The organism is Streptomyces sp. NPDC022552, from assembly GCF_055561875.1.
Genome location: NZ_JBVHGJ010000001.1, coordinates 872,744 through 890,296 on the forward strand (window position 1 = coordinate 872,744; position 17,553 = coordinate 890,296).

18 protein-coding genes and 1 pseudogene are annotated in these 17,553 nt (G+C 71.4%); 11 read left to right on the forward strand and 8 right to left on the reverse strand.

Annotated features, from left to right (window positions below):
- The first annotated feature begins 140 nt into the window (after positions 1 to 140).
- Positions 141 to 1,328, forward strand: a complete 1,188-nt coding sequence (locus ACZ3OF_RS04030) for a thiolase family protein (RefSeq protein ID WP_361666404.1) — start codon at positions 141 to 143, stop codon at positions 1,326 to 1,328.
- Positions 1,329 to 1,469: 141 nt separating this feature from the next.
- On the opposite strand, the gene trxA is transcribed toward ACZ3OF_RS04030, so the two are convergent.
- Entirely contained in the window at positions 1,470 to 1,844 is a 375-nt protein-coding gene (gene trxA, locus ACZ3OF_RS04035; RefSeq protein ID WP_467302589.1) for a thioredoxin, read from the reverse strand.
- 185 nt (positions 1,845 to 2,029) lie between these two features.
- Between trxA and ACZ3OF_RS04040 the strand changes: the two genes are divergently transcribed.
- Together ACZ3OF_RS04040 and ACZ3OF_RS04045 are read left to right on the forward strand one after the other, a co-directional pair.
- Positions 2,030 to 3,481 carry a dihydrolipoyl dehydrogenase family protein gene (locus tag ACZ3OF_RS04040; RefSeq protein ID WP_361666401.1) on the forward strand — a complete coding sequence of 484 codons (1,452 nt, stop codon included), beginning with the start codon at positions 2,030 to 2,032 and terminating at the stop codon, positions 3,479 to 3,481.
- Complete coding sequence (locus tag ACZ3OF_RS04045; protein WP_467302591.1) at positions 3,478 to 4,359, forward strand: 3'-5' exonuclease family protein; 882 nt, start codon at positions 3,478 to 3,480, stop codon at positions 4,357 to 4,359. Before ACZ3OF_RS04040 ends, ACZ3OF_RS04045 begins: the two co-directional genes overlap by 4 nt.
- 7 nt (positions 4,360 to 4,366) lie before the next feature.
- Here the strand turns inward: ACZ3OF_RS04045 and ACZ3OF_RS04050 are convergent, their stop codons facing one another.
- Positions 4,367 to 4,981: a TetR/AcrR family transcriptional regulator gene (locus ACZ3OF_RS04050; RefSeq protein WP_361666398.1), complete on the reverse strand. Its 615-nt coding sequence runs from the start codon at positions 4,979 to 4,981 to the stop codon at positions 4,367 to 4,369.
- Positions 4,982 to 5,121: 140 nt separating this feature from the next.
- Here ACZ3OF_RS04050 and ACZ3OF_RS04055 point away from each other — a divergent pair, with 140 nt between their 5' ends.
- On the forward strand, positions 5,122 to 6,519 hold the full coding sequence (locus ACZ3OF_RS04055) for a purine-cytosine permease family protein (RefSeq protein WP_361666397.1): 1,398 nt from the start codon (positions 5,122 to 5,124) through the stop codon (positions 6,517 to 6,519).
- 31 nt (positions 6,520 to 6,550) lie between these two features.
- Positions 6,551 to 8,212: an amidohydrolase gene (locus ACZ3OF_RS04060; RefSeq protein WP_467302594.1), complete on the forward strand. Its 1,662-nt coding sequence runs from the start codon at positions 6,551 to 6,553 to the stop codon at positions 8,210 to 8,212.
- 52 nt (positions 8,213 to 8,264) lie between these two features.
- Here ACZ3OF_RS04060 and ACZ3OF_RS04065 read toward each other — a convergent pair whose 3' ends face one another.
- The 3 genes from ACZ3OF_RS04065 to ACZ3OF_RS04075 form a co-directional block, all read right to left on the reverse strand.
- A complete protein-coding gene (locus ACZ3OF_RS04065) occupies positions 8,265 to 8,912 on the reverse strand; it encodes a DUF305 domain-containing protein (protein ID WP_361666393.1) in 648 nt (215 codons plus the stop codon).
- 90 nt (positions 8,913 to 9,002) lie between these two features.
- Entirely contained in the window at positions 9,003 to 9,422 is a 420-nt protein-coding gene (locus tag ACZ3OF_RS04070; protein ID WP_467302596.1) for a DUF6153 family protein, read from the reverse strand.
- A gap of 86 nt (positions 9,423 to 9,508) precedes the next feature.
- A complete protein-coding gene (locus ACZ3OF_RS04075) occupies positions 9,509 to 9,853 on the reverse strand; it encodes a tetratricopeptide repeat protein (protein ID WP_361666390.1) in 345 nt (114 codons plus the stop codon).
- Positions 9,854 to 9,998: 145 nt separating this feature from the next.
- Between ACZ3OF_RS04075 and ACZ3OF_RS04080 the strand changes: the two genes are divergently transcribed.
- The 3 genes and pseudogenes from ACZ3OF_RS04080 to ACZ3OF_RS04090 form a co-directional block, all read left to right on the forward strand.
- A complete protein-coding gene (locus ACZ3OF_RS04080) occupies positions 9,999 to 10,964 on the forward strand; it encodes a pirin family protein (RefSeq protein ID WP_467302598.1) in 966 nt (321 codons plus the stop codon).
- Positions 10,965 to 11,470: 506 nt separating this feature from the next.
- A complete protein-coding gene (locus ACZ3OF_RS04085; RefSeq protein WP_467302844.1) occupies positions 11,471 to 11,947 on the forward strand; it encodes a DUF2231 domain-containing protein in 477 nt (158 codons plus the stop codon).
- Between the two features lie 144 nt (positions 11,948 to 12,091).
- Positions 12,092 to 12,220, forward strand: a pseudogene (locus ACZ3OF_RS04090) (pirin family protein); the annotation flags it as partial.
- Between the two features lie 16 nt (positions 12,221 to 12,236).
- Here ACZ3OF_RS04090 and ACZ3OF_RS04095 read toward each other — a convergent pair.
- The 3 genes from ACZ3OF_RS04095 to ACZ3OF_RS04105 all read right to left on the reverse strand — a co-directional run bounded on the left by ACZ3OF_RS04095 (position 12,237) and on the right by ACZ3OF_RS04105 (position 14,853).
- Positions 12,237 to 13,772, reverse strand: a complete 1,536-nt coding sequence (locus ACZ3OF_RS04095; RefSeq protein WP_361666386.1) for a SpoIIE family protein phosphatase — start codon at positions 13,770 to 13,772, stop codon at positions 12,237 to 12,239.
- A gap of 186 nt (positions 13,773 to 13,958) precedes the next feature.
- The gene (locus ACZ3OF_RS04100) at positions 13,959 to 14,174 is read right to left on the reverse strand and encodes a DUF6243 family protein (protein WP_467302601.1); all 216 of its coding nucleotides are present in this window, start codon (positions 14,172 to 14,174) and stop codon (positions 13,959 to 13,961) included.
- Between the two features lie 298 nt (positions 14,175 to 14,472).
- On the reverse strand, positions 14,473 to 14,853 hold the full coding sequence (locus ACZ3OF_RS04105; RefSeq protein WP_361666384.1) for a winged helix-turn-helix transcriptional regulator: 381 nt from the start codon (positions 14,851 to 14,853) through the stop codon (positions 14,473 to 14,475).
- 143 nt (positions 14,854 to 14,996) lie between these two features.
- Here ACZ3OF_RS04105 and ACZ3OF_RS04110 point away from each other — a divergent pair, with 143 nt between their 5' ends.
- The 3 genes from ACZ3OF_RS04110 (at position 14,997) to ACZ3OF_RS04120 (ending at position 17,504) form a co-directional block, all read left to right on the forward strand.
- Entirely contained in the window at positions 14,997 to 15,404 is a 408-nt protein-coding gene (locus ACZ3OF_RS04110; protein WP_361666382.1) for a RidA family protein, read from the forward strand.
- A 217-nt stretch (positions 15,405 to 15,621) separates the two neighbouring features.
- Positions 15,622 to 16,452, forward strand: coding sequence for a PP2C family protein-serine/threonine phosphatase (locus tag ACZ3OF_RS04115; RefSeq protein WP_361666381.1), 831 nt, complete (start codon positions 15,622 to 15,624; stop codon positions 16,450 to 16,452).
- A gap of 74 nt (positions 16,453 to 16,526) precedes the next feature.
- Positions 16,527 to 17,504 (forward strand): MASE1 domain-containing protein, encoded by a 978-nt coding sequence (locus tag ACZ3OF_RS04120; protein ID WP_467302603.1) that lies wholly within the window; start codon positions 16,527 to 16,529, stop codon positions 17,502 to 17,504.
- Positions 17,505 to 17,553: the final 49 nt, after the last annotated feature.

The window sequence follows — 17,553 nt, forward strand, 5'->3', positions numbered from 1 at the left end:
CGTTGACAGAAGCCGCCGCCGGGCGGAGACTCGCACGTCAACGAAGGAAAATTCACCAGGCGAACGCACCCAGGGTCGACCGCAGGCGCACGGACGACGCGCACGCGACCGACCGCCCCGGGTCACGTGGGAGAGAACCGATGAGCATCCGCGACGTCTACATCGTCGACGCCGTCCGCACCCCGATCGGCAAGTTCGGAGGCGCGCTCTCCTCCGTACGCCCCGACGACCTCGCCGCCCATGTCGTCGCGTCGCTCGTGAACCGCACGCCCGACCTCGACCCGGCCAGGATCGACGACGTCTACTTCGGCGACGCCAACGGCGCGGGCGAGGACAACCGCGACGTGGCCCGCATGGCCGTCCTGCTCGCCGGGCTCCCCACCTCCGTGCCGGGCGTCACCGTGAACCGGCTCTGCGGCTCGGGCCTGGAGGCGGTGATCCAGGCCGCGCGCGCCATCGCGGTGGGCGACGCCTCCGTGGCCGTCGCGGGAGGCGTCGAGTCGATGTCCCGCGCGCCCTGGGTCATGCAGAAGCCCGAGCGCGCCTTCCCGGCCGGCCACCAGCAGCTCCACTCCACGACGCTGGGCTGGCGCATGACCAACCCGAGGATGCCCGCCGAGTGGACCGTCGGCCTCGGCGAGGGCGCTGAGCTGATCGCCGACAAGCACGCCCTCACCCGCGAGCAGCAGGACGCCTTCGCCCTGGCCAGCCACCAGAAGGCGGCCGAGGCGTGGGCGAAGGGGCTGTACGACGGCGAGGTGGTGCCCTACGAGGGAGTGGACCTCGTCCGGGACGAGTGCATCCGCGACACCACGTCGCTCGAGGCGCTCGCCAAGCTGAAGCCCTCCTTCCGCCGCGAGGGCGGGACCGTGACGGCGGGCAACGCCTCGCCGCTCAACGACGGTGCCGCCGCGCTGCTCCTGGTCGACGAGGAGGGCCTGCGGGAGACCGGCCGCGAGCCGCTCGCCCGGATCCGCGCCTCCGCCGTCACCGGCATCGAGCCGCAGCTCTTCGGGCTCGGCCCGGTGGAGGCGGTCCGGCGCGCGCTCGGGAAGGCGGACCGCTCCTTCGCCGACCTGACGACGTTCGAGCTCAACGAGGCCTTCGCCGCCCAGTCGCTCGGCTGCCTCGCCGAGTGGCCCGGACTCGATCCCGCCGTCGTCAACCCGCGCGGCGGCGCCATCGCCATCGGACACCCGCTCGGCGCCTCCGGCGCGCGGCTCGCGGGCGCGGTGGCCCACCAGCTGGCGGCGGCCGGCTCGGGTACCGGACTCGCGGCCCTGTGCATCGGCGTCGGCCAGGGTCTCGCGCTGGTCCTGGAGCGCTGATCCCCGCACACGGGGAGCGCTGATCCCCCTACACGGGCCGGCCCTGGAGCGCTGCTCCAGGGCACGCGGGCTCGGCGGGGGAGCGACGACGCACGGCGGGGGCGGTACGGGACATCCCGTACCGCCCCCGCGACGCGGTGGTTACTGCTGCTGCTGTTGCTGCGCGTCCTCGATGGACTTGCGCACCTGGTCCATGTCCAGCTTGCGCGCCTGCCCGATCACATCCTCGAGGGCCGCCTCCGGCAGCGCCCCGGGCTGGGCGAACACGGCCACGTTGTCGCGGACGATCATCAGCGTCGGGATCGAGCGGATCTCGAACGCGGCCGCCAGTTCCTGCTGCGCCTCGGTGTCCACCTTGGCGAAGACCAGGTCCTCGTGGCGCTCGGAAGCCGCCTCGTAGACCGGCGCGAACTGCCGGCACGGACCACACCAGGAAGCCCAGAAGTCGATCAGAACGAATTCGTTGTCGCTCACGATCTGGTCGAAGTTTTCCTTGGTGAGCTCAACAGTGCTCATGTTTTCTACCTCTCCGGGTCTCCTGGTGGGTGTCCTCACGGTCCCCTGGGGACTCGCCCCGCACAACGGCGTATCGAGTCGCGCTATTCCACGCTGTTCCGAGGGTGCACGGCCCTCGTTCCGGGCGCGCACGGCCGCGCCTTCCCCTGTGGCCACGGCGCACACCTGCCAGCAGACTGGGGCCCATGACACATGAGGTGGAGCAGGAGTACGACGTGGTGGTCCTGGGCGCGGGACCGGTGGGCGAGAACGTGGTGGACCGGGCCAGGGCAGCGGGGCTGAGCGTGGCCGTGGTGGAGAGCGAACTGGTGGGCGGCGAGTGCTCGTACTGGGCCTGCATGCCGAGCAAGGCCCTGCTCCGCCCGGCCATCGCCCGCTCGGACGCCCGCAAGGTCCCCGGGCTGCGGCAGCTCGTGCAGGGGCCGCTCGACGCCGCGGCGGTCCTCGCCCACCGTGACTACTACGTCTCCGACTGGAAGGACGACGGCGCCGTCGGCTGGCTCGACTCCACCGGCGCCCGCCTCTACCGGGGCCACGGCCGCCTCGACGGCCCCCGGAAGGTCGTCGTGGAAGGCCCCGAGGGCGATCGCCACCTCCTCTCGGCCCGCCACGCCGTCGCCGTGTGCACCGGCAGCCGCGCGGCGCTGCCCGACCTGCCCGGTCTGACCGGGGCCCGGCCCTGGACCAGCCGCGAGGCGACCAGCTCGCACGAGGTTCCCGGCCACCTGATCGTGGTCGGCGGGGGAGTGGTCGCCGCGGAGATGGCGACCGCCTGGCAGGCGCTCGGCTCACGCGTGACCGTCCTGGTACGGGGCAAGGGGCTGCTGCCCCGCATGGAGCCCTTCGTCGGTGAGCACGTCGCCGATGCGCTCACCGAGGGCGGCGCCGACGTCCGTACCGGCGTCTCCGTCGCCGCGGTGGTACGCGACGGGAGCACCGGACCGGTCACCGTCGTCCTGGAGGGCGGCGACCGGATCGAGGGCGACGAGGTCCTGTTCGCGACGGGCCGGCGCCCGCGCACCGACGACATCGGTCTGGAGACCGTCGGCCTGGAGCCCGGATCCTGGCTCTCGGTGGACGACAGCCTCCGGGTCACTGGCAGCGACTGGCTGTACGCCGTCGGGGACGTCAACCGCCGGGCGCTGATGACCCATCAGGGCAAGTACCAGGCGCGGATCGCCGGCGCGGCCATCGCCGCGCGCGCCGCCGACGGCTCCGCCGTGAAGACCGACGCCTGGGGCGCGCACGCGGCCACCGCCGACCACGCGGCCGTACCCCAGGTCGTCTTCACCGACCCCGAGGCCGCGGCGGTCGGGCTCTCCCTCGCCGAGGCCGAGAGCGCCGGTCACCGGGTCCGCGCCGTCGATCTCGACCTCACCTCGGTGGCGGGCGCCGGTCTGTACGCCGACGGCTACCGAGGCCACGCCCGGATGGTCGTCGACCTGGACCGCGAGATCGTCCTCGGCGTCACCTTCGTCGGGCCGGGAATCGGGGAACTGCTCCACTCGGCCACCGTGGCCGTCGCGGGCGAGGTGCCGATCGACCGCCTCTGGCACGCCGTTCCGGCGTATCCGACGCTGAGCGAGGCATGGCTGCGGCTTCTCGAGGCGTACCGGGACGGTGCGGCGACGACATGAGCCCCGGCGCCTCCGACCCCGACCGCACCAACGACTACGACGGCCGCTGCGCGGTCTGCGGGGCCGTCGTGCCGGCCGGGGCGGGGGTGCTGCGGCACGGCCACGGCCCCAAGGACGGCTGGGAGGTCTTCCACCCGGGGCACGTGCCCGAGGACGCGCCGCCGGCCCGGCAGGACCTGCCGGGCTGGCACCGCCGCCGCCTCATGGCGGTGGACATCGTGACCACGGGATACCGGGCGGCCGTGGATCGGATCCTCGCCGCGTCGGTGCGGACCAGTGACGGCGCGAACGCGGACTGGATCGTGGATCCTGGATCCAATCTCCGATATCCGGACCGCGGCACGGGGATCGGCGCCGCCGTCGAGCGGGCCCGCGCCGACGGCATCCCCGCTCCCCACGCCCTCGGCGAACTCGCGACCGTCCTCACCGATCACCTGGCGTCGAACGAGGTCCTGGTCGTCTGGTTCGCCCCGCACGTCCTGACGACCCTGCACGCCGAACTCCGGCGCCACGACCTGGCCCCCCTCACCGCCCGGCTCCCGCACGGGGTGGCCCCCGTCTGCGACCCCCTCCTCCTGGACCGCCACGCCGACCGCTACCGCCCCGGCAGCCGCTCCCTGCGCGCCGTCACCACGTGGTACGGCGTCCCGCACGCCCACCCCGGAGACCCGGCCTCCGACGCGGGGGCGGCACTCGCCGTCGCCCAGGTGATCGCGGACTCGTATCCAGCGGTGGCCAGGCTGTCCCGCCCCGCGCTCCACACCGAGCAGATCCGCTGGTACGCCGACCAGATGCGCCGTCACCCCGACGCCCTGGAGTGGCCGTTCGCCGCCGCCGACCCCCTGCCGTGGGCAGACCCGCCGGCCGCCACCGGGTAGCGTCCGCTCAGCGCCGCGGGACCAGCCGCGCGGCCGCCGCCCGCGCCGCGTCGATCGCCGGGCGCGGGTCGGGGCCGTACTCCTGGCCGAGCACCATGCGCGTGCTCAGCCCGTCGAGGAGCGCGAGGAGTTCGGAGGCGCGCTCGGTCACCTCGGCCGCGTCCATCGGTGCGAACCGGGACTGCGCCACACCCTTGGCGAGCAGGGCCTCCAGATCCTCCTGCCAGCCCCGGTCCAGCTCCTGCTGCGCCTCACGCAGCGTGTCGTTCCCCTGGGTGCGCGCCCAGAGCTCGATCCAGAGCATCCACCGCGGGTCGCGCGGCCCCTGTGGCAGATAGAGCCGCAGGAACAGGTCCAGCTTGCGCTCCGCCGTCAGCCGCCGGCCGAGCAGCGCCCGGCGCTCCTCGGTGAGGGCCGCCTCGCTCCAGCGCAGCGCGGCGAGCAGCAGCAGGTCCTTGCTGCCGAAGTAGTACAGGATGTGTCCGCCGCTCGTGCCGAGCCGCTCGGCCAGGGCCGACATGGTGAGCGCCGCGAGACCGTTCTCGGCGATGGCCGCCATGGCCTCCTCGAGCATCCGCTCCTGGGCGATGTGCCCGTCGCGCCGTCGTGCTGCCCCTGCCACCCGTGCCGCCTCCATCCCCGTCACCCGCCAGGTCACGACTTTAACCGCAGGTCCCGGAGGCCTTGACGCGGCCGTCACCTCTCCCACATCTTGAATGCTGTTCTAAATTCTAGAACACCATTCAAAGTCTGGGAGTGGGCATGCTGCACCAGGAGAGAACGGCGGACGTCGGCCGCGACGAGGTCTTTCAGGTCGAGGGCCACGGCATCGACCCCATTCCGGACGCCGAGCGCCATGGTGGCGCCAAGGACCTGTTCTGGCTCTGGTTCGGCTCCAACCTCACCTTCACCTACGTGATCAACGGCGCCCTCGCCGTCGCGTTCGGCCTCTCCTTCTGGCAGGCGACCGCCGTCGTGGTGATCGGCGGCCTCTCCTTCTTCGCCATCAGCGCGGCCGGACTCAGCGGCGTCCGCACCGGCACCGCCACCCTCGTGATCTCCCGCGCGGCCTTCGGAGTGCGCGGCAACTGGCCCGCCGGACTCCTCAACTGGGTCGTCAGCATCGGCTACACCATCGTCAACACGGTCGTCGGCACTCTCGCCCTCGAAGCCCTCTTCGCCGACCTCGGCTGGGGTCTCGGCGGCCACACCGCACGCGCGATAGCCCTGCTCGTGACCCTCACGATGACCTTCGCCGTCGCCCTGTGGGGCCACGCCACCGTCCAGTTCGCCGAGCGTTGGATGGCCTACGCCCTCGCGCTCGGGTTCGCCGCCCTGCTCGTCTTCGTCCTGCCCGGCGCCGACACCGCCGCTCCGGCCCAGGGCCCCGGCGCCGCCGGCTGGAGCCTCGCGTTCGTCGTCATGCTCGCGGGCCCCTTCTCGTACGTCCCGATGCCCGCCGACTACACCCGCTACCTGCCGCGCACCACCTCGCTCAAGGCCCTCACCTGGAGCGGCGGGCTCGGCGGCTTCCTCTCCTCCGTGGCCCTCGGCGTCGCCGGAGTGGCCGCCGCGACACAGGCCGACATGACCGACGCGGTCGCCGGAGCCGAGGGGCTGCTCCCGGGCTGGTTCCAGCCGCTCTTCCTCGCCCTGATCCTCGGTGGCTCGGTCACCAACTCGATCATCACGCTCTACTCCTCCAGCCTGAACCTCCAGGTCCTGGGCATCCCCTGGAGCCGCTCACGCGCCATCGTGATCAGCGCCGCCGTCACCGCCCTCGGCTCCCTCGGCGCCCTCTTCCTCACCGACTTCACCACCTCGCTGCTCGCCTTCCTCTCCCTCCTGATCATCGTCTTCGCCCCCTGGGGCGGGGTCTTCCTCGCCGACATGGTCCTGCGTCGCTGTACGTACGACTCCGACGCCCTGCACGCCGGCGAGCGCGGCCGCTACTGGTACCGCTCCGGATGGAACCCCGCCGGCACGACCGCCCTGCTCGCCGGCATGGTCTTCGCCGCCCTCACCTGCGACTCCGAGCTCTGGACCGGCCCCCTCGTCGCCCCGCTCGGCGGCGCCGACCTCACCCTTCTCGGCGCCCTCGTCTCCGCGCTCGTGTACGTCCTCCTCGCGCGCCGCACCGCCACCCCCGTACAGCCGTAACGTCCTTGTCAGGAACTGGAGTCCGACCAGCATGAACAGCGCAACCCCCGCCGACCTCGTCCTCACCGGGGCCCGCATCCACACCGTCGACCCCCATCTGCCCGAGGCCGAGGCGCTCGCCGTACGCGACGGACGCATCGTCTGGCTCGGCGCGGACGCCGACGCCGCGCGCTGGACCGGGCCCGGCACCACGGTCCTCGACGCGGGTGGCCGGCTGGTCCTGCCCGGCTTCATCGACGCCCACAACCACGTACGCCTCGGCTCCGACGACGCCTGCGTCCAACTCGCCGGAGCCCGTACCCTCGACGCGATCCACGAGCGGATCACCACCTGGCGCACGGCGCACCCCGAGGCCGGCTGGATCGAGGCCGAGGCCTTCGACTACTCGGCGATACCCGGTGGGCGCATGCCCACCGCGGCCGACCTCGACCCCGTCACCGGCGACACCCCCGCCCTCGTACTCAGCTACGACGTGCACACCGCCTGGCTCAACACCGCCGCCCTGCGTGCGCTCGACGTCACCCGCGACCGCACCGACCTGCCGTTCGGCACCGCCGTCACCGACCCCGAGACGGGCGAACCGACCGGTTTCGTCAAGGACTTCGCGATCAAGGGCCTCTCCCGCGAAGGCCACCGCGCACTGCGTGAGCTCGGCGTCCCGTGGGCCTCGCCGGACCGCCAGTACGGCAGGCTCGCCAAGAGCCTCGACGACGCCGTCGCGTACGGCATCACCACCGTCGTCGAACCGCAGAACTCCCTGGACGACCTCGCCCTCTTCGAGCGCGCCCGCGCCGAGGGCCGGCTCCGCTCACGGATCGTTGCCGCGCTCTTCCACCCGCGCGGCACGACCGACACCGACCTGGACGAATTCGCCGCCGCCGCCCGGAAGTTCGCCGACGACCGGCTGCGCGTCGGACCGCTCAAGCTCTACATCGACGACGTGGTCGAACCCCGCACGGCCGCGCTCCTGGAGCCGTACGCCGGGTGCGGACACCACCGCGGCGACACCTTCTACCCGCCGGAAGAGTTCGCCGACCTGCTCACCGGCCTCGACGGGCGCGGCTTCCAGTGCTTCGTGCACGCCACCGGCGACCGCGGCGTCCGTACGGTCCTCGACGCCGTCGCCCGTGCCCGTGGGGCCAACGGGCCGCGCGACGCCCGCCACCAGATCGTGCACGTCGAGTGCCTCGACCCGGACGACACCCCGCGCTTCGCCGAACTCGGCGTCGTCGCCTGTATGCAGCCCCGCCACGCCGCCCCCGACATCGCGGGCCCGGGACAGGACTGGGCCGAGAACATCGGCCCCGACCGCTGGCACAAGGCCTGGCCGCTGCGCAGCCTGCACGCCGCCGGGGCCGTCCTCGCCCTCTCCAGCGACTGGAACGTGGCCGAGATGGACCCCATGGTCGGTATCTACACCGCCGTCACCCGCCGCCCGCTGCGCGGCGGGGGAGAGCCCTGGACGCCGGAGGAGACGATCGATGTCGCGACCGCCGTCGAGGGCTACACCATGGGGTCCGCCTACGCCAACTTCCTTGAGGACGAGCGGGGTTCGCTGACCGTCGGCAAGCTCGCCGACTTCGTCGTCCTCTCCCGCGACATCCTGCGCATCGACCCCGAGGAGATCCCGGGCACGGTGGCGGAGACGGTCGTGGTGGGCGGAGAGGTCGTCCACGCGCGCACGGAAGGCTGAGACCGGGCGCGGGCGGCCCCCGGGACACGAGGGCCGCCCGGCACCGGGGCGGTCAGAGCCGGTCGAGGATCTTCCTCAGCTCGGTGATCTCGGCGGACTGGGTCCGTACGACGTCATCGGCGAGCTTCTTCGCCGTGGCATCGCGCCCGTCCTTCTGCTCGGTCTTCGCCATCTCGACCGCCCCCTCGTGATGGGCGATCATCAGCTCGGCGAACTTCCGGTCGAAGGCCTTGCCCCGGAGGGACTCCAGATCCTTCATGTCCTGCTCGGACATCATCCCGGCCATGGCGTGGCCGGCGCCGTGCCCGCCGCCGTGACCGCTGCGACCCGCCGACTCGGGCCTGCCCCAGGCCTTGAGCCAGGACCTCATCGTCCGGATCTCCGGATCCTGGGCCTTCTCGACGTCGGCGACGATCTTCTTGACGCCGGCGTCCTCGGCCCGGCCGTCGGCGAGCTTCGCCATCTCCAGGGCCTGCTGGTGGTGCGGGATCATCGCCTGGGCGAACGCCACGTCCGCGTCGTTGAACGCGTCGGCCGCGGGGGAGCCGGAGACCGAGGGCCCGGAGCCCGGATTCGTCCCGCTCGCCGCGTCGCCCGCGGAGTCGGTGGCGGAGCCGCAGGCGGAGAGCAGCAGGCTCGCGACGGCGGCGGCGCCGGTCAGCGCGAGCTTCCTGGCGGTGGGGTTGGTGAAGGCACGCATGTCTGTCACACCTCGTGTGCTGGGTACTGCGGGAATGGTCGAAGGGGCGCGTGTACGGGCAGCGCGAGGCGCCCGCGGTGGCGATTCGGCCTAGATCCGCAGGATCGACAGCTGAGCGAGGTCGGGAGGTATGGGCGGCGGGGCGTTCGGGGCGAGAGCCCGGACGAGCCGGCCGAGCAGCCGGACCAGCCAGTCGGGACGGCGCCCGAGGGCGCCGAGGACGAGCCGGGCGAGAGCCCAGACGCCGAGGACGGCCACGCAGAGCGTGGTCATGTCCATCGGCATACCGGAGTCGTGCGACGGAGCGGCCGGCGTTTCCGTCACTGTGTGGTGCACGGGGGCGGGGACGTGCGGCATGTCGTCGGTCCCCGCGGGGGTGGAGGCATGTGACGTGCCGTCCGTCCCCGTCTCCGAGGCGCTCTCCGGGTGGCCGACCGCGTGCATGACGAAGACGCCGAGGGCGAGCACCACGACGAGCAGCAGGTGCGCGACGGCGCCTCCCGCTCGCATGCGGCTCTGTCCCACTCGTCCCGTACGCACGGCTGAACCTCCCGCGACGACCCTACCGAAGGGGCGCGCGGGACCGGCTCAAGGGTCTACTCCGGCAGGTCGCCGCCCATCGCGGCGGCGAGCCGGAGATGCGGGGCGGCCTCGGCGGGGCGGCCCTGCCGCTCCAGGGTGCGGCCGAGCATGAGCCGGGCGTAGTGCTCGACCGGGTCATGGTCGAGCACGGCGCGGAGCTCGGTCTCGGCGCGGGAGAGCTGGGCGGAGTGGTAGTAGGCGCGGGCGAGCAGCAGTCGCTGGGCGGTCTGCTCGGGGTGCTCGGCGACGAGGCCGCGCAGGATGCGCGCCGCCGACTGGTACTCCTTGGCCTCGAAGAAGAACTGCGCACGGTCCCAGCGCTCGCCGGCCGTGCCGAACTCGTAGTACGTGTCGTTCACTCGCGCTCCCTCGTGAGGTACCTACCCTGCCACCCGGTGGGGTGGCACTGGCGTCGTCAACACGCCGACATGATTGAACATTCCACTACTATTTCCGCGTGGAGACACGCCCGCCTCGTCCCCGGACAGGAATAGGTTGAGTGTCATGAGCAATCTTGATCGTCAGGCCGCCCTCACCGTCTGCGGCGGCCGCGGCTTCGTCGTCGCCGAACCGGTCCGAGAACTCCTCAGTCCCCGTCACGTCCAGCTCGGCGAGTCGACCGAGGTCCGACGTCTGCTCCCCAACCTCGGCCGTCGCATGGTGGGCGCGTGGGCCTTCGTCGACCACTACGGTCCCGACGACATCGCCGACGAGCCCGGCATGCAGGTCCCGCCGCACCCGCACATGGGGCTCCAGACGGTCAGCTGGCTCCACGAGGGCGAGGTCCTGCACCGCGACAGCACGGGCAGCCTGGAGACGATCCGCCCCCGCGAACTGGGCCTGATGACCTCGGGCCGGGCGATCTCCCACTCCGAGGAGAGCCCCAGGTCCCACGCGCGCTTCCTCCACGGCGCCCAGCTCTGGGTGGCGCTCCCGGACGCCCACCGCCACGTCGAACCGCACTTCCAGCACCACGCGGACCTCCCGCGGGTCACGGCCGCCGGCCTCACGGCCACGGTGATCCTCGGCGAACTCGACGGCGCCGCCTCGCCCGGTACCACCTACAGCCCCCTGATCGGCGCGGACCTCGCCCTGACGGCGGGCACGGAGACGAGCCTCCCGCTGGAGCCGGACTTCGAGTACGCGGTCCTGGCGATGTCGGGCGAGGCACACGTCGACGGCGTCCCGGTCCTCCCGGGCTCGATGCTCTACCTCGGCTGCGGCCGCACCGAACTCCCCCTGCGCGCAACCTCGGACGCGGGCCTGATGCTCCTGGGCGGCGAGCCGTTCGAGGAGGAGATCGTCATGTTCTGGAACTGGATCGGCCGCTCGCAGCAGGAGATCGAAGAGGCGCGCGAGGCGTGGACGAACGGAACCAGGTTCGGCGAGGTCAAGGGCTACGACGGCGCTCCGCTTCCTTCCCCGGAGCTTCCCGCAACCCCGCTGAAGCCGCGGGGAAGGGTGCGCTGATCTGCTGCTTCTCGACGCGTATGAGACATACGTGGTTGCGGGCAACGGGTTCCGGCCGGCGTCGGTGCGGTGTGCTGTGCGAAGGTGAGCCGGGCGGTGTTGTGGGGATTTCATAACGAGGCCCGAGGCCCGTCATCGTCTGCGCCGAATATAGCGACGCGCTCGCGGCCCACTGCGTCACGACGGCGCGACTCCGGCAAGCCTGCGACGCGTGCACTGCCACTGGCCCGCCCGGGCGGGCCAGTGGCAGTGTGGCGTTCTCAAGCCGCCCGCTTCCGCCCGCGCGAACGACAAGTGCGTCGAACTGCGCATACCTGAGTCCCGTATCAGGGCTGTTCGGGCGTAGTCGACCCCGTCGGCGCGACCGGGGGAGCGAGGCCGGGTAGGCGTCGGGGCATGACCAACACTCATGCCATGGACCCTTTGTGACGGGCGGACACGGTTCGGTGCTCGATACCACGTCATCCCTGTGGCTCACGATACTGGACCGTCTGGAGCGGACGACGGTGGCGGACCCCGCCATCAGTGCCCTTCAACGCAAGATCCGCGCCCTTCCTCTGAAAAGGGCACGTGAGCTCCTGCGGGGGAGGCCGCTGGGCCACCCGGTTCATCCTGTACTGGTGCAGGTACCGATCGGCTGCTGGTTCTCCGCTGCCGTTCTCGACACGACCGTGCCGGGAGCCCGTCGCGCGGCGACGACGCTGACGGCGGTCGGCCTGGCGGGGGCGGGACCGGCAGCGATCGCGGGCTGGGTCGACTGGGCGGATCTGCGACCCGAGCAGGCTCGGGTGGGCCTGGCTCATGCGCTGGGGAATGTGGCCACGGTCGCGTGCTATGCGATGTCTTTGACGGCGCGGCTCGGGGGCCGCCCGGCGAAGGGCGTGCTGTGGTCCTTTGGTGGCCTGGCCGCGGTTGCCGTGACCGGTGCGCTGGGTGGCCACGTGGCGTATCGGCGGGCGATCGAGGCAGACGCTGCGACGTAGGACTGGGTCACGCCGGGTGAGGCCCGTGGCTTTGCGAACCCCGACGGCCTGAGCTCAGACGGAGTTCGGATCCGCTGAGCGGTGGAGCGTGGCGCCTCGTAGCGGGCCCAGGTGGCGTTCGCGCGCGACGGGTGCGCGGCAGCAATCGAAGAGGCGTGCGAGGCGTGGACGAACGGCACCGGGTTCGGCGAGGTCAAGGTCTACGACGGAGCACCGCTCCCGGCCCCGGAACTGCCCGCGACACCGCTGAAGGCACGGGGACGCGTGCGCTGACCTGCGAATTCCGGCATCAGAGGTCCGAGCGAGGAGCGGGTGACCGCTCCCGGACATTCGTGGGACCGTGGCCGACCCGGGCGATGAGGATGGCTACGTCGTCGTGGTCACCCTCCTCACGCAGAGTGCGCAACAGCAGGTCGCAGGTGGCGTCGAGCGATCGGTGGGGGTCGTCGAGGACGTCGAGGAGAGCGTCCAGGCGTGCGTCGATCGCCTGGTCGCGGGTTTCCACGAGGCCGTCGGTGTACAGGACGAGCTGATCGCCCGGCCCGACGTCGATGGCGGTGGTGTCGAAGGGAATGCCGCAGCCGCCCAGAGGCGCGCCCGTGGGCAGGTCGAGCAGCTCGCGGGTGCCGTCCGGGTGGAGCAGCACGGGCGGCAGATGCCCGGCCAGGGAGATCTGGCATCGCGCGGCGCCGGGGTCGTAGACGGCGTAGACGCAGGTTGCGATGGTGCCGAGGCCGTCCGTGATGTGATCCAGGTGGTGCAGGACCTGGGCGGGAGGCAGATCGAGGTCGGCCAGAGTCCTCGTGGCGGTGCGCAGCTGTCCCATGCTCGCCGCGGCCGCGACGCCGCTCCCCATCACGTCGCCGACGACGAGGGCTGTCTTGTCGCCGCTCAGGGGGATGACATCGAACCAGTCGCCTCCGATCTCGATGGTGGCCTGCGCGGGGCGATAGCGGAAGGCGATGTCGAGACCCGGTCGCTGTGGAGGGGGGTGGGGCAGCAGGCTGCGCTGGAGGGTGAGGGCGGTGTGGCGTTGTTCTTCCACGGCGCGGTGCCGGTCGGTGACGTCGACGCTGGAGGTTGCCACGCCCAGCACTTTTCCGTTGGGGGCTTCGAGGCGGTAGAACGAGATCGACCAGGCGTGGTCGTTGTCCGGGTCGGCCGCGGTGCGGCCGACGGTGTACTGGTCCAGGATCGGCGTCCCGGTGGCCAGGACCTCCCGCATGGCTCCCGCGAAGGACTCGTCGAGGAACGGCAGCACCTCGTGGACGTGGCGGCCGACATGCTCGGCGGCCGGCACGCCGTTCATCCGTTCCTCCGCGGGATTCACGGAAATGTAGCGGAGGTCGGTGCCCAGCATGGCGATACCGATCGGCGACTGGGACACCAGCTGGGCGGACAGGGCCAGGTTCCGTTCCACCCGCCGCAGCGTCGCCTGGTCCGTGGCCAGCCCCAGGGCCCAGTAGTCGCGCTGGTCGTCCTGCAGCCGCATGTTGCGGAACTCCACCAGCCGCGTGCTGCCGTCCTTGTGCCGGACGGGAAAGACCCCGGCCCAGCTCTCCCCGTCCCGCATGACCTGGTCGAACAGCGCCAGCACCGCATTGCGGTGCTCCTTGTCGATCAGCAGGTGAGCCGCGTACTGGCCCAGGGCCTCCTCTGCGGTGTACCCGAACAGGATCTTCGCCTGCGGACTCCACAGATCGATCCTGCCCTTGGCATCGAGGAGGACAGCGGCCACGTTCAGCACATCCAGCAAGCCACCCGGCGTGGACGGGACCACATCCGAAGCTCCAGGGTCGCTCTGAGAGGGTTCGGTGGCTCCCATCCTCAGGCTCCCTTCGGCCGCCGATTCAGAGTGCTGTCCGCCGGATCGGACGATGGCCGGTGCCGTGTCTGCCATCCCATCGTCCACCTCCTCCGCCCGTGCGTGCACTCCAAGCCGCGAACTAGGTGTACCCCGCTGGGGTAAGAGGGCGCGGTGCGGCTGACCGGGAGATGCGGCGGCGGTGCGTCAGCTCTGTGCGGTGTCGCCGCCCGCCTGCCCGGCACCCTCGGCTCCTGCGGTCTTCTCGCGCATCTTGCGCACCAGCTCCGCCTTCTGGTCGGCCGCACTCCGGCGGTCGAGGTTGCGGTGCGGACCGTTGTTCTGCCGCTCTGCGCGGGACAGCCTCTTGCGCTGGCCGCCGCCCTGGCCCACGGGGTTGTTGATGTTCTTGCTGTCGGTCACGGGTTCTCCCGGTGGTGATGTGAAGTGATCTACGGATTCGGCGGTGGGGGACGGGCGGCGACGTCGAAGCACGTCAGCAGCGGCCCATCACGCCCTCACTCGTCAATCGGCCGCTGGAAGAACATGACAAAGACGGTACCCGGTTCCGTCGGACCCGCACGCCAACCGCTACGCCTCCCGCTGAGGATCCTCAGCCGCGTCCGGCCCGCCGTATCTCCACCTTGTCGCCCGTGGCGGTCCACCCAACCGTTCGGGTGAGGCCGGCCGATGGCTTCGCGTGCGGGGGGCCCTTCACCCGTCAGGCGTCGAAGCGATGGCGGGAGGCCTCGATGTCACGGAAGTACCGGTGGGTCCAGTCGCAGAGTCCATCGATCGTCACGCGCAGGGCCTGGCCCGGCGCGGTGAGGGTGTACTCGACCCGCGGCGGTACGACGGGGTGGACCGTCCGCTCGACCAGACCGTTGCGCTCCAGCATGCGCAGGTTCTGGGTCAGCATCTTGTGGCTGATGCCCTCGACCTCGTTCCGAAGCTCGCCGAAGCGCAAGGTGCGCTCCCCCAGCGCCTCGATGATCAGGAGCGCCCATTTGTTGGCGACGTCCGAGAAGATCTCCCGCCCCAACGAGTCCGCGCGCCGCAAGTCCGCCTCGTCGGCCGTGCCGCTGAGCTGCTTGGTCACCATGGGGTTCCCCAGTCACCGAAAAGTGCGTTCTTCCATGTCACCGGCCACTCTCCTACGGTTCCTGAGTAACCACAAGAGAGCGAGCGCGATGCGGTTCGAGGGAAGCCGCCTCGCGGGCTCTCACGGCAATGGAGGCATGGAGCATGGCCATAACTCTGATCAACCCCAAGGGACTGCCCGAGATCGACGCCTACCGGCAGGTGTCGGTCGCGACCGGATCGAAGCTCGTCTTCGTCGCCGGACAGGTCGCCTGGGATGCCGACGGTGTCACGGTCGGCGAAGGCGACCTCGCCGCCCAGATCGAGCGGTGCTACCTCAACGTCGGCACCGCCCTGGCCGAGGCCGGCGCCTCCTTCGACGACGTTGCGAAACTGACCCTCTACGTCGTCGACTGGACCCCGGACAAGATGCCCCAGCTCATGGAGGGAATCAGCCGGGCGGCCGCGAAGCTGGGGGCCGTACCGCTCCCACCGGCCTCGATGCTGGGCGTCGCGGCACTCGACGTACCCGAGCACTTGGTCGAGCTCGAAGCCATCGCGGTCATCGACTGAACCTCAGTGGCTCGACGAGGCCGGCTGCGTACCCGGGACCGCTGACCAGGAACAGTCGGCGGGCGGGGAGTCCCGAGCCCCAGGAGCTGTCCGGCCGAACACGTGCGGAGGGGGCGCTCGTAGGAAGCGGGGCTGCGGCGACGGTCGGCTCCGGCCTGCCGTTTCGCCGCTGTGGAGGCATATCGCAGCGGCGGCTAGGGTGAAGTGAGGAGGGGCGATGCGTGGACACCGTCCCGAGCCGCACGAAGGGGCGCAGGAACTTCTCGTCGCCCTCGGACAGCTCGTCGACCAGGCCCTGGAACGGATCAAGTACCAGCGGGCCCGGGCCGAGCTGGCCGTGGCGCTCCAGCGCCATATGCTCCCGCCCGCGCTGCCGGAGCTGCCCGGACTGCATCTGGCCGCCAGATATTCGCCGTCGCGGGACGGTCTGGACGTCGGCGGCGACTGGTACGACGCCTTCGTCATGCACGACGGCTCACTGGGGCTCACCGTCGGCGATGTCCAGGGCCATGACGTCGAGGCGATCGCCTTCATGGGGCAGGTGCGGACGAGTCTGCGCGCTCTCGCCCAGCAGACGATCGACACCCGAGAGGTGCTGGGCCGCGCCAACGACCTGCTGATCGCCATGGGGGGCGGCCTCTTCGCGACCTGCTGTTTCCTGCGTTTCGACCCGGTCACCCGCGATCTGACGGTCTCCAGGGCCGGCCATGTTCCGATGGTCTGGGCCACGGCCGGAGGTGGCTACGGCATAGCGCTCGACAGCGGGGGGCCGCCGCTCGGCATCGTCGCGGGCGAGCAGTACCCGGTCACCCACCGGCGGCTGACCGAAGCGGGGATGCTCGTGCTGCTCACCGACGGGGTCGTGGAGGGCCCGCACTACCCGATGGAGGCCGGTCTGGCCGAGGTGGCCAAGCTGGTCCGCGCGGGGTTCGACGCCGACCCGGACATCCTCGCCTCCGCTATCGTCAAAGTGGCCGATCTGACGGGACACCGCGACGATGCCGCAGTCCTGGTCGTCCGCTACGACGGGCCGCCGGGGCCCCTCTGACCGATGGGGCCCCAGGTGGCGGGGGAGGCGTCGCTGGGGTCGCAGGCGTGGGGATCTCAGCGCAGACTGCTGTCGTGCGCAGCGCGGAGATGAGGAGCCACGGGCTGGCTGCGCTGCGTATTCTCGCCGTCGCCGCCGTGTACTACGGGGCCGCGCAGATCGGCCTCCGCCAGCAGGTGGCGTTGGTGCGTGACCAGGTCACCCCCCTGTGGCCGCCGACCGGCGTCGCGCTGGCGGCGCTGTTCATGCTGGGGCTGCGCGTCTGGCCGGGGATCGCGCTGGGCGCGTTCCTGGTCAATGTCCTCCTCGGCCCGTCGTTGCTCGCCGTGCTGGCCATCACCGCGGGCAACACGCTGGCACCGGTCTGCGCCTGCCTGATGCTGCGCAGAGTCGGGTTCAGAACCGAACTCGACCGGCTGCGGGACGTACTGTCCCTGGTCTTCCTCGGCGCCCTCGCCGGGATGTCGATCAGTTCGACCATCGGCAGCGGCGTCCTGGTCCTCTCCGGAGCGCTGGACGAGGGCGACTTCTGGCCGACCTGGTCTGTGTGGTGGACCGGCGACGCGATGGGAATCCTCGTCGTCACACCCTTCCTGTTCGTGTTGCGCAAGGCCCGGTGGCCGTCGCGGGCAGGGCCCGGCCGATGGTTCGAGGCGGTGGCGCTGGCACTCGGCACGGTCTTCGTCACGCTCCTGGCGACCCGCACGGCCCATGCGAGCCTGCTCTTCCTCGTCTCGCCGTTCCTGATCTGGGCGGCCTTCCGATTTCGCCTGGACGGTGCGGCGCCGTGCGCGCTCGCGGTGTCGACGCTCGCGGTTCTGGCCGCCGCCGACGACAGAGGCCCGTTCGCCGGCGAGGACGTGTTCGCCACCATGGTCACCCTCCAGGCCTTCAACGGCACGACGGCGCTGACGGCTCTGCTTCTCGCGGCTGTCATCACCGAGCGCGACAACACCCATGAGGAGATCAAACGCGTCTGCGCGCGGCTCGAGGAGATGGTGGCCGAGATGGAGCCGAGGCCCGATCACCCACGGGAGAATCCACCGCCATGACACCCGGTCCCCGGCTGCCGTGTGCCGGCCGACCCCTTGACCTCGATGG

What these genes read in the sequence shown, in the direction of transcription:
- ACZ3OF_RS04115 (WP_361666381.1), top strand. Translation starts at nt 15,622, where the DNA reads ATGCGTGGACACCGTCCCGAGCCGCACGAAGGGGCGCAGGAACTTCTC.
- trxA (WP_467302589.1), bottom strand. Translation starts at nt 1,844, where the DNA reads ATGAGCACTGTTGAGCTCACCAAGGAAAACTTCGACCAGATCGTGAGC.
- ACZ3OF_RS04065 (WP_361666393.1), bottom strand. Translation starts at nt 8,912, where the DNA reads ATGCGTGCCTTCACCAACCCCACCGCCAGGAAGCTCGCGCTGACCGGC.
- ACZ3OF_RS04110 (WP_361666382.1), top strand. Translation starts at nt 14,997, where the DNA reads ATGGCCATAACTCTGATCAACCCCAAGGGACTGCCCGAGATCGACGCC.
- ACZ3OF_RS04055 (WP_361666397.1), top strand. Translation starts at nt 5,122, where the DNA reads ATGCTGCACCAGGAGAGAACGGCGGACGTCGGCCGCGACGAGGTCTTT.
- ACZ3OF_RS04095 (WP_361666386.1), bottom strand. Translation starts at nt 13,772, where the DNA reads ATGGGAGCCACCGAACCCTCTCAGAGCGACCCTGGAGCTTCGGATGTG.
- ACZ3OF_RS04070 (WP_467302596.1), bottom strand. Translation starts at nt 9,422, where the DNA reads ATGCGAGCGGGAGGCGCCGTCGCGCACCTGCTGCTCGTCGTGGTGCTC.
- ACZ3OF_RS04045 (WP_467302591.1), top strand. Translation starts at nt 3,478, where the DNA reads ATGAGCCCCGGCGCCTCCGACCCCGACCGCACCAACGACTACGACGGC.
- ACZ3OF_RS04080 (WP_467302598.1), top strand. Translation starts at nt 9,999, where the DNA reads ATGAGCAATCTTGATCGTCAGGCCGCCCTCACCGTCTGCGGCGGCCGC.
- ACZ3OF_RS04040 (WP_361666401.1), top strand. Translation starts at nt 2,030, where the DNA reads ATGACACATGAGGTGGAGCAGGAGTACGACGTGGTGGTCCTGGGCGCG.
- ACZ3OF_RS04030 (WP_361666404.1), top strand. Translation starts at nt 141, where the DNA reads ATGAGCATCCGCGACGTCTACATCGTCGACGCCGTCCGCACCCCGATC.
- ACZ3OF_RS04105 (WP_361666384.1), bottom strand. Translation starts at nt 14,853, where the DNA reads ATGGTGACCAAGCAGCTCAGCGGCACGGCCGACGAGGCGGACTTGCGG.
- ACZ3OF_RS04060 (WP_467302594.1), top strand. Translation starts at nt 6,551, where the DNA reads ATGAACAGCGCAACCCCCGCCGACCTCGTCCTCACCGGGGCCCGCATC.